Genomic DNA, 6,421 nt, shown 5'->3' on the forward strand with positions numbered 1-6,421 from the left:
TCGGATACGGATGGCAGGATCGGACCCATGTCCGATCAGCGTGATCCAGATCCGTACGACGCTCTGCTGCTGCTCTCCTTCGGCGGTCCCGAGGGGCCCGAGGACGTGGTCCCGTTCCTGCAGAACGTGACCCGAGGCCGGGGCATCCCCGACGAGCGGCTCAGGGAGGTGGGGCAGCACTACTTCCGCTTCCAGGGCATCAGCCCCATCAACGGCCAGAACCGCGCCCTGCTCGACGCCTTGCGCAAGGACTTCGCGGAGCACGGTCTCGACCTGCCGGTGTACTGGGGCAACCGGAACTGGGCGCCGTATCTGACCGACACCCTGCGCGAGATGGTCGCCGACGGACACCGGCGCATCGCCGTCCTCGCCACCAGCGCCTATGCCTCGTACTCAGGCTGCCGCCAGTACCGCGAGAACCTGGCCGACTCCCTCGCCGCGCTGGAAGCGGAGGGCCTTGAGCTGCCGCGCGTCGACAAGCTGCGGCACTACTTCAACCACCCCGGTTTCCTGCGGCCCATGATCGACGGAGTCCTCGCCTCGCTGGCCTCGCTCCCCGAGGACCTGCGGGCGGGGGCGCACCTCGCCTTCAGCACGCACTCCATCCCGACCGCGGCCGCCGACTCGGCGGGCCCCGAGGGCGGTGCGTACGTCGCCCAGCACCTGGATGTCGCCCAGGTGATCGTGGACGCTATCCGCGAGCAGACCGGCGTCGAGCACCCCTGGAAGCTCGTCTACCAGTCGCGCAGCGGCGCCCCGCACATCCCCTGGCTGGAGCCCGACATCTGCGACCACCTGGAGACCCTCCACGGTGAGGGCGCCCCGGCAGCCGTCATGGTGCCCATCGGGTTCGTCTCGGACCACATGGAAGTCCTGTACGACCTGGACACCGAAGCCACCGACAGGGCCGCCGAGTTGAACCTGCCCGTCGCCCGCTCCGCGACGGTCGGCGCCGACCCGCGGTTCGCGGCCGCCGTACGCGACCTGGTCCTGGAGCGCGCCGCGAGCGAGCGGGGCATCCGGGCGGAGCGCTGCGCGCTCGGGGCGCTCGGCGCCTCGCACGATGTCTGCCCGGTCGGCTGCTGCCCGGCCCGCGCCCCCAGGCCCGCGGCCGCCGGCGCCGACAGCCCGTACGCATAAGGAGCCCCGTGACCCCCGTGAGCGACCCCCTGACCTCCGAACTCCTCGCCCTCGCCCAGGAGGCGGCCCGACGGGCAGGCGCGCTGCTGCGCGACGGACGCCCCGCCGACCTGGCCGTGGCCGCCACCAAGTCCAGCCCCATCGACGTCGTCACCGAGATGGACATCGCCGCCGAGAAACTGATCACCGGTTTCCTCGCCGAACACCGCCCCGACGACGGCTTCCTGGGCGAGGAGGGCTCGTCCGTCGAGGGCAGCAGCGGTGTCCGCTGGGTCGTCGACCCGCTCGACGGCACCGTCAACTACCTCTACGGGCTGCCCACTTGGGCCGTCTCCATCGCCGCCGAGCTGGACGGCGAGACCGTGGTGGGTGTGGTCGCCGCTCCGATGCGCGGCGAGACCTTCCACGCGGTGCGCGGCGGCGGTGCGTATCTGGGGGACCAGCCGCTCAGCTGCCGTCCCGCGCCGCCGCTCGATCAGGCGCTGGTCTCGACCGGCTTCAACTACGTCACCACGGTCCGCACCCACCAGGCCGAGGTCGCCCACCGGCTCATCCCGCAGCTCCGCGACATCCGTCGCGGCGGCTCGGCGGCGGTGGACCTCTGCGACGTGGCGGCAGGCCGCCTCGACGGCTACTACGAGCGCGGGCTGCACCCCTGGGACCTGGCGGCCGGCGACCTCATCGCCCGCGAGGCGGGCGCGCTGACCGGCGGCCGCCCGGGGGACCGCCCCTCCAACGACCTGGCGATCGCGGCCTCTCCCGGAGTCTTCCAGCCGCTGCAGGCGCTCCTGGAGGAGTACGGCGCCTGGCACGACTGAACGGACCCGGACATGGGAAGGGGCCTCGTACCGGGCAGTCGGCCCGGTACGAGGCCCCTTCGCGCGTCAGACGCCCGCGGTGGTGACCTGGACGCCGTGTTCGGCGGCGAGACGGCGCAGGTCGTCCAGCTCGCCCTGCTCCACCTCCGCCAGGAACTCGTCGCCTGTCTCGCGAGCCCGTGTGAGGTCGGTCTCCGTGGCTTCTATGCGCTGCAGCAGTCCTGCGGTGAATGCGTCCATGGTGCGCCCCCTCGTCATGGGTCGGTGGCACGGGGGTGTGCCGAGGGTTGCCTGCGATCGCGCACTCTCTCTGGGGGACAGAGCGGGCTGTGGTACGCCACATACAGGGCGTGATCGCGGGGTGTGCAATCGTCCTCCCCCCGCCTTCTCGTCAGGAAACCTCAACCACTCCAGGAATCATGGAATTCCCGGTGCCGCCGCCCGCTCCCGGCACCGCCTTACCGCCGGTTTATGGGCGTTAGGGGCAGGATGGATGCACACAGTCAGTGCTACAGACCTGCCCGTATGCACGGGCACAAGGGAAGGACAGCGCCGTGCGCGTACTCGTCGTCGAGGACGAGCAACTGCTCGCCGATGCGGTGGCCACCGGACTTCGCCGGGAGGCCATGGCCGTCGACGTCGTGTACGACGGCGCCGCGGCCCTGGAGCGGATCGGGGTCAACGACTACGACGTGGTCGTACTCGACCGCGACCTGCCCCTGGTCCACGGCGACGACGTCTGCCGCAAGATCGTCGAGCTCGGGATGCCCACCCGGGTCCTGATGCTGACCGCTTCCGGCGACGTCAGCGACCGCGTCGAGGGCCTGGAGATCGGCGCCGACGACTACCTCCCCAAGCCCTTCGCCTTCAGCGAGCTCACCGCGCGCGTCCGGGCGCTCGGCCGTCGTACGACCGTGCCGCTGCCGCCCATCCTGGAGCGGGCCGGCATCAAGCTCGACCCCAACCGCCGCGAGGTCTTCCGCGACGGCAACGAGATCCAGCTCGCGCCCAAGGAGTTCGCGGTCCTGGAGGTCCTGATGCGCAGCGAGGGCGCGGTCGTCTCGGCCGAGCAGCTCCTGGAGAAGGCCTGGGACGAGAACACCGACCCGTTCACCAACGTCGTACGCGTGACGGTCATGACCCTGCGCCGCAAGCTCGGCGAGCCGCCCGTCATCGTCACCGTGCCCGGCTCCGGTTACCGGATCTGACCCCCGGTGGCCACAACTCCCGCGCCACCTGCGGCGCCCCCGAAGCCGACCTGGGACCCGAAGAGCGCGGAAGCGCCCTTCCCCTGGTTGCGCCCCACGATCCGGATACGTCTGACGCTGTTGTACGGCGGGATGTTCCTGATCGCGGGCATCGTGCTGCTCACGATCATCTATGCGCTGGCCGCACAGGCGCTCGATGTGGGCAGCGAGCTGCCGTTCAAGATCGTTTCAGGCAAGGTCGCCAGCACGGTGTGCGACCTTCCCGAAACCGGCTCGGCCGACCAGTTCAACGCCGCGATGAACGCCTGTGTCCACCACCAGCGCCAGGAGGCGCTGGACAACCTGCTCACCCGCTCGCTGTACGCCCTGGTGGGCCTCAGCATCATCGCCTTCGCCGTCGGTTACGCCATGGCCGGCCGCGTTCTGCAGCCGCTCGGCAAGATGACCCGCACCGCCCGCCGCGTGGCAGGCACCGATCTGACCCGGCGCATCGAGCTCGACGGTCCCGACGACGAGCTGAAAGAGCTCGCCGACACCTTCGACGAGATGCTCGACCGGCTGGAGCGGGCCTTCACCGCACAGCAGCGGTTCGTGGGCAACGCCTCGCACGAGCTCCGTACACCGCTCGCGATCAACCGGACCCTCCTGGAGGTCCACCTCTCGGACCCCGGGGCGCCTGTGGAGCTCCAGCAGCTCGGCAAGACCCTGCTGGCCACCAACGAGCGCAGCGAGCAGCTCGTGGAGGGCCTGCTCCTCCTGGCCCGCAGCGACAACCAGATCGTCGAGCGCAAGCCCGTCGACCTCGCGGAGGTCGCCACCAGGGCGCTGGACCAGGCGCACGCCGAGGCGGAGGCCAAGGGCGTCGAGTTCCGCGGGACGCAGGCCCAGGCCGTCGTACAGGGCAACGGGGTGCTCCTGGAGCGCATCGCGCTGAACCTCGTACAGAACGCCGTGCGCTACAACGTTCCCGAGGACGGCTGGGTGGAGGTCACCACCGAACTCCAGCAGGGCCAGGCCGTGTTGGTGGTATCGAACACAGGTCCCGTGGTTCCCGCTTACGAGATCGACAACCTCTTCGAGCCGTTCAGACGGCTGCGCACCGAGCGGACCGGCAGCGACAAGGGCGTGGGACTCGGCCTGTCCATCGCGCGCTCCGTCGCGCGTGCCCACGGAGGCCGTATCATCGCGGAGCCCCGCGACGGCGGCGGTCTCGTGATGCGCGTCACCCTGCCTGTCTGAGATGCTGCTCGACGCCGGTCCGGAAGTTCGCTTTACGCGGAATTTTCGGGACCCGTTCCCGGAAAGATCGTGTGCGATCGATCACAGGGGCGATATTCCGGCCATCTACTCTCTGTGATCGCAAAACCCCTTGAAACCCGGGAAAACCCCGGGTTTCCGGGGGGTGCGATCACGGGAAGTACACGGGGTGGCTCCCGTGAAGTGCGACATTCGGACCGTGTACGGTCCCGATCGCCATCCAAACCGATCACTCCAGAGGGATCCGGTTGGGTGTCGATTGAGTAACAGACCTTGATGTGAGGCAAAATCTCCGCCTCAGGTCGGGCACAAGTCCGGCCTCTCACGCGTTACGTGCGCTGAGACACCGCAGACACCCAGAGGGGGAGAGCGACTAAATGGCTACGGATTACGACACCCCACGCAAGACCGACGACGACGCCAACGAGGACAGCCTCGAAGAGCTCAAGGCTCGCCGGAACGACAAGTCGACTTCGGCGGTCGACGTAGACGAGTTCGAGCAGGCTGAAGGGATGGAGCTGCCCGGAGCGGACCTCTCCAACGAGGAGCTTTCCGTACGGGTCCTGCCGCGCCAGGCCGATGAGTTCACATGCATGAGCTGCTTCCTCGTGCACCACCGCAGTCAGCTGGCCCGCGAGAAGAACGGCCAGCCCATCTGCCGCGACTGCGACTGAGGTCAGGTCGGCCGTGGCAGGCGCGACACCGTCCCGGAGGCGAGGCTTCCGGCGCAAGGGGTCACCCGAGGTCCAACAGGGCGGCACAGGCCCGGCAGAAGGCGCGCAGGCGCCTGCCGAGCCCTCCGCCCTGATGCCCTCGGAGCGTGAGCAGGGCACAGCGGGCGGGTCCGGGACCGGGACCCGCCGACTGGGCGCACTGAAGAACGGCGTGAAGAAGAGCAGCGACGGAGCCAGAGCAGGGCTTTCCTACGTCGCCGACAGAATCATCGAGAACGCGCCCCGGATTCCGGTGCGCGATCTCGCGACCCTGCGCAAACACTTCCCGGGCCTGGGCCCGGAGGAGATCGCCGACAAACTGGTCACCGGCGCCGCCGCCGCGACATCCACCGTCGGCGCGGGCATCGGCGCCGCCGCGATGCTTCCCGTACCGCCCGCGATGCCTGCCGAACTGGCCGCGGAGATCACGGGAGTCGCTGCGATCGAGATGAAGCTCATCGCCGAGCTGTACGAGGTCTACGGCATGCGCCCGCCCGGCAACCTCAAACAGCGCACGACGACCTACCTCAACTCCTGGTCGGGCGAGCGCGGCATCGACGTCACCAAACCGATGACGGTCAACGCCGCGCTGGGCGGCCAGATGAAGCGCGAACTGCGCCAGCAGATCATGAAGCGGATGATCCGGGATCTGCCGAACCTGGTGCCTTTCATGGTGGGCGCGGCCGTCGGCGCCGTGATGAACCGGCGCGACACCAAGAAGCTCGCCGCACGCATCCGCAAGGACCTGCGCAGGAACCAGGTGCCGTGGGACGCGCTTCCCGCGCTGCCTCCGCTGGAGCGGATCGAGGGGCCGGTGCGGCTCAATGGTCCTGACGACCCGAAGGCGTTGGGCGCTCCTTGACGGGTCGGTGGACGGAGTCCGCCGCAGCTGTCGCGAAGCCTGCGTAGCAGTGCGAGGGCGGCGTCAGGAATTAGGTCGCGCTTTCCGCGCTGCCTCCGCTGGAGCGGATTGAGGGGCCGGTGCGGCTCAATGGTCCTGACGACCCGAAGGCGTTGGGCGCTCCTTGACGGGTCGGTGGACGGAGTCCGCCGCAGCCGTTGCGAAGCCTGCGTAGCAGTGCGAGGGCGGCGTCAGGAATTAGGTCGCGCTTCCCGCGCTGCCTCCGCTGGAGCGGATCGAGGGGCCGGTGCGGCTCAACGGCCCCGACGATCCCAAGGCGCTGGGTGCCCCTTGACGGGTCGGTGGACGGAGTCCGCCGCAGCCGTTGCGAAGCCTGCGTAGCAGTGCGAGGGCGGCGTCAGGAATTAGGTCGCGCTTCCCGCG

Annotated in this window: 7 protein-coding genes; 6 read left to right on the forward strand and 1 reads right to left on the reverse strand. The window is 69.5% G+C overall.

What is annotated here, in order from left to right:
* The first annotated feature begins 27 nt into the window (after window positions 1-27).
* Window positions 28-1,140, forward strand: a complete 1,113-nt coding sequence (locus tag AB0H78_RS23635; protein ID WP_363236512.1) for a ferrochelatase — start codon at window positions 28-30, stop codon at window positions 1,138-1,140.
* Between the two features lie 17 nt (window positions 1,141-1,157).
* Window positions 1,158-1,958 carry an inositol monophosphatase family protein gene (locus tag AB0H78_RS23640; protein ID WP_363236513.1) on the forward strand — a complete coding sequence of 267 codons (801 nt, stop codon included), beginning with the start codon at window positions 1,158-1,160 and terminating at the stop codon, window positions 1,956-1,958.
* A gap of 66 nt (window positions 1,959-2,024) precedes the next feature.
* Here AB0H78_RS23640 and AB0H78_RS23645 read toward each other — a convergent pair whose 3' ends face one another.
* Entirely contained in the window at window positions 2,025-2,198 is a 174-nt protein-coding gene (locus AB0H78_RS23645) for a hypothetical protein (protein WP_363236514.1), read from the reverse strand.
* Window positions 2,199-2,512: 314 nt separating this feature from the next.
* On the opposite strand from AB0H78_RS23645, the gene AB0H78_RS23650 reads away from it, so the two are divergent.
* The 4 genes from AB0H78_RS23650 to AB0H78_RS23665 all read left to right on the forward strand — a co-directional run bounded on the left by AB0H78_RS23650 (window position 2,513) and on the right by AB0H78_RS23665 (window position 5,998).
* Window positions 2,513-3,166: a response regulator transcription factor gene (locus AB0H78_RS23650; RefSeq protein ID WP_329124075.1), complete on the forward strand. Its 654-nt coding sequence runs from the start codon at window positions 2,513-2,515 to the stop codon at window positions 3,164-3,166.
* A gap of 6 nt (window positions 3,167-3,172) precedes the next feature.
* On the forward strand, window positions 3,173-4,405 hold the full coding sequence (locus AB0H78_RS23655; RefSeq protein ID WP_363236515.1) for an ATP-binding protein: 1,233 nt from the start codon (window positions 3,173-3,175) through the stop codon (window positions 4,403-4,405).
* A gap of 395 nt (window positions 4,406-4,800) precedes the next feature.
* The gene (locus AB0H78_RS23660) at window positions 4,801-5,097 is read left to right on the forward strand and encodes a DUF4193 domain-containing protein (RefSeq protein ID WP_363236516.1); all 297 of its coding nucleotides are present in this window, start codon (window positions 4,801-4,803) and stop codon (window positions 5,095-5,097) included.
* Window positions 5,098-5,110: 13 nt separating this feature from the next.
* Window positions 5,111-5,998 (forward strand): hypothetical protein, encoded by an 888-nt coding sequence (locus tag AB0H78_RS23665; protein WP_363236517.1) that lies wholly within the window; start codon window positions 5,111-5,113, stop codon window positions 5,996-5,998.
* Window positions 5,999-6,421 lie beyond the last annotated feature (423 nt).

The sequence above is a fragment of the Streptomyces sp. NPDC050738 genome (genome assembly GCF_040654175.1).
Lineage (GTDB): Bacteria > Actinomycetota > Actinomycetes > Streptomycetales > Streptomycetaceae > Streptomyces.

What these genes read in the sequence shown, in the direction of transcription:
- AB0H78_RS23660 (WP_363236516.1), top strand. Translation starts at nt 4,801, where the DNA reads ATGGCTACGGATTACGACACCCCACGCAAGACCGACGACGACGCCAAC.
- AB0H78_RS23635 (WP_363236512.1), top strand. Translation starts at nt 28, where the DNA reads ATGTCCGATCAGCGTGATCCAGATCCGTACGACGCTCTGCTGCTGCTC.
- AB0H78_RS23645 (WP_363236514.1), bottom strand. Translation starts at nt 2,198, where the DNA reads ATGGACGCATTCACCGCAGGACTGCTGCAGCGCATAGAAGCCACGGAG.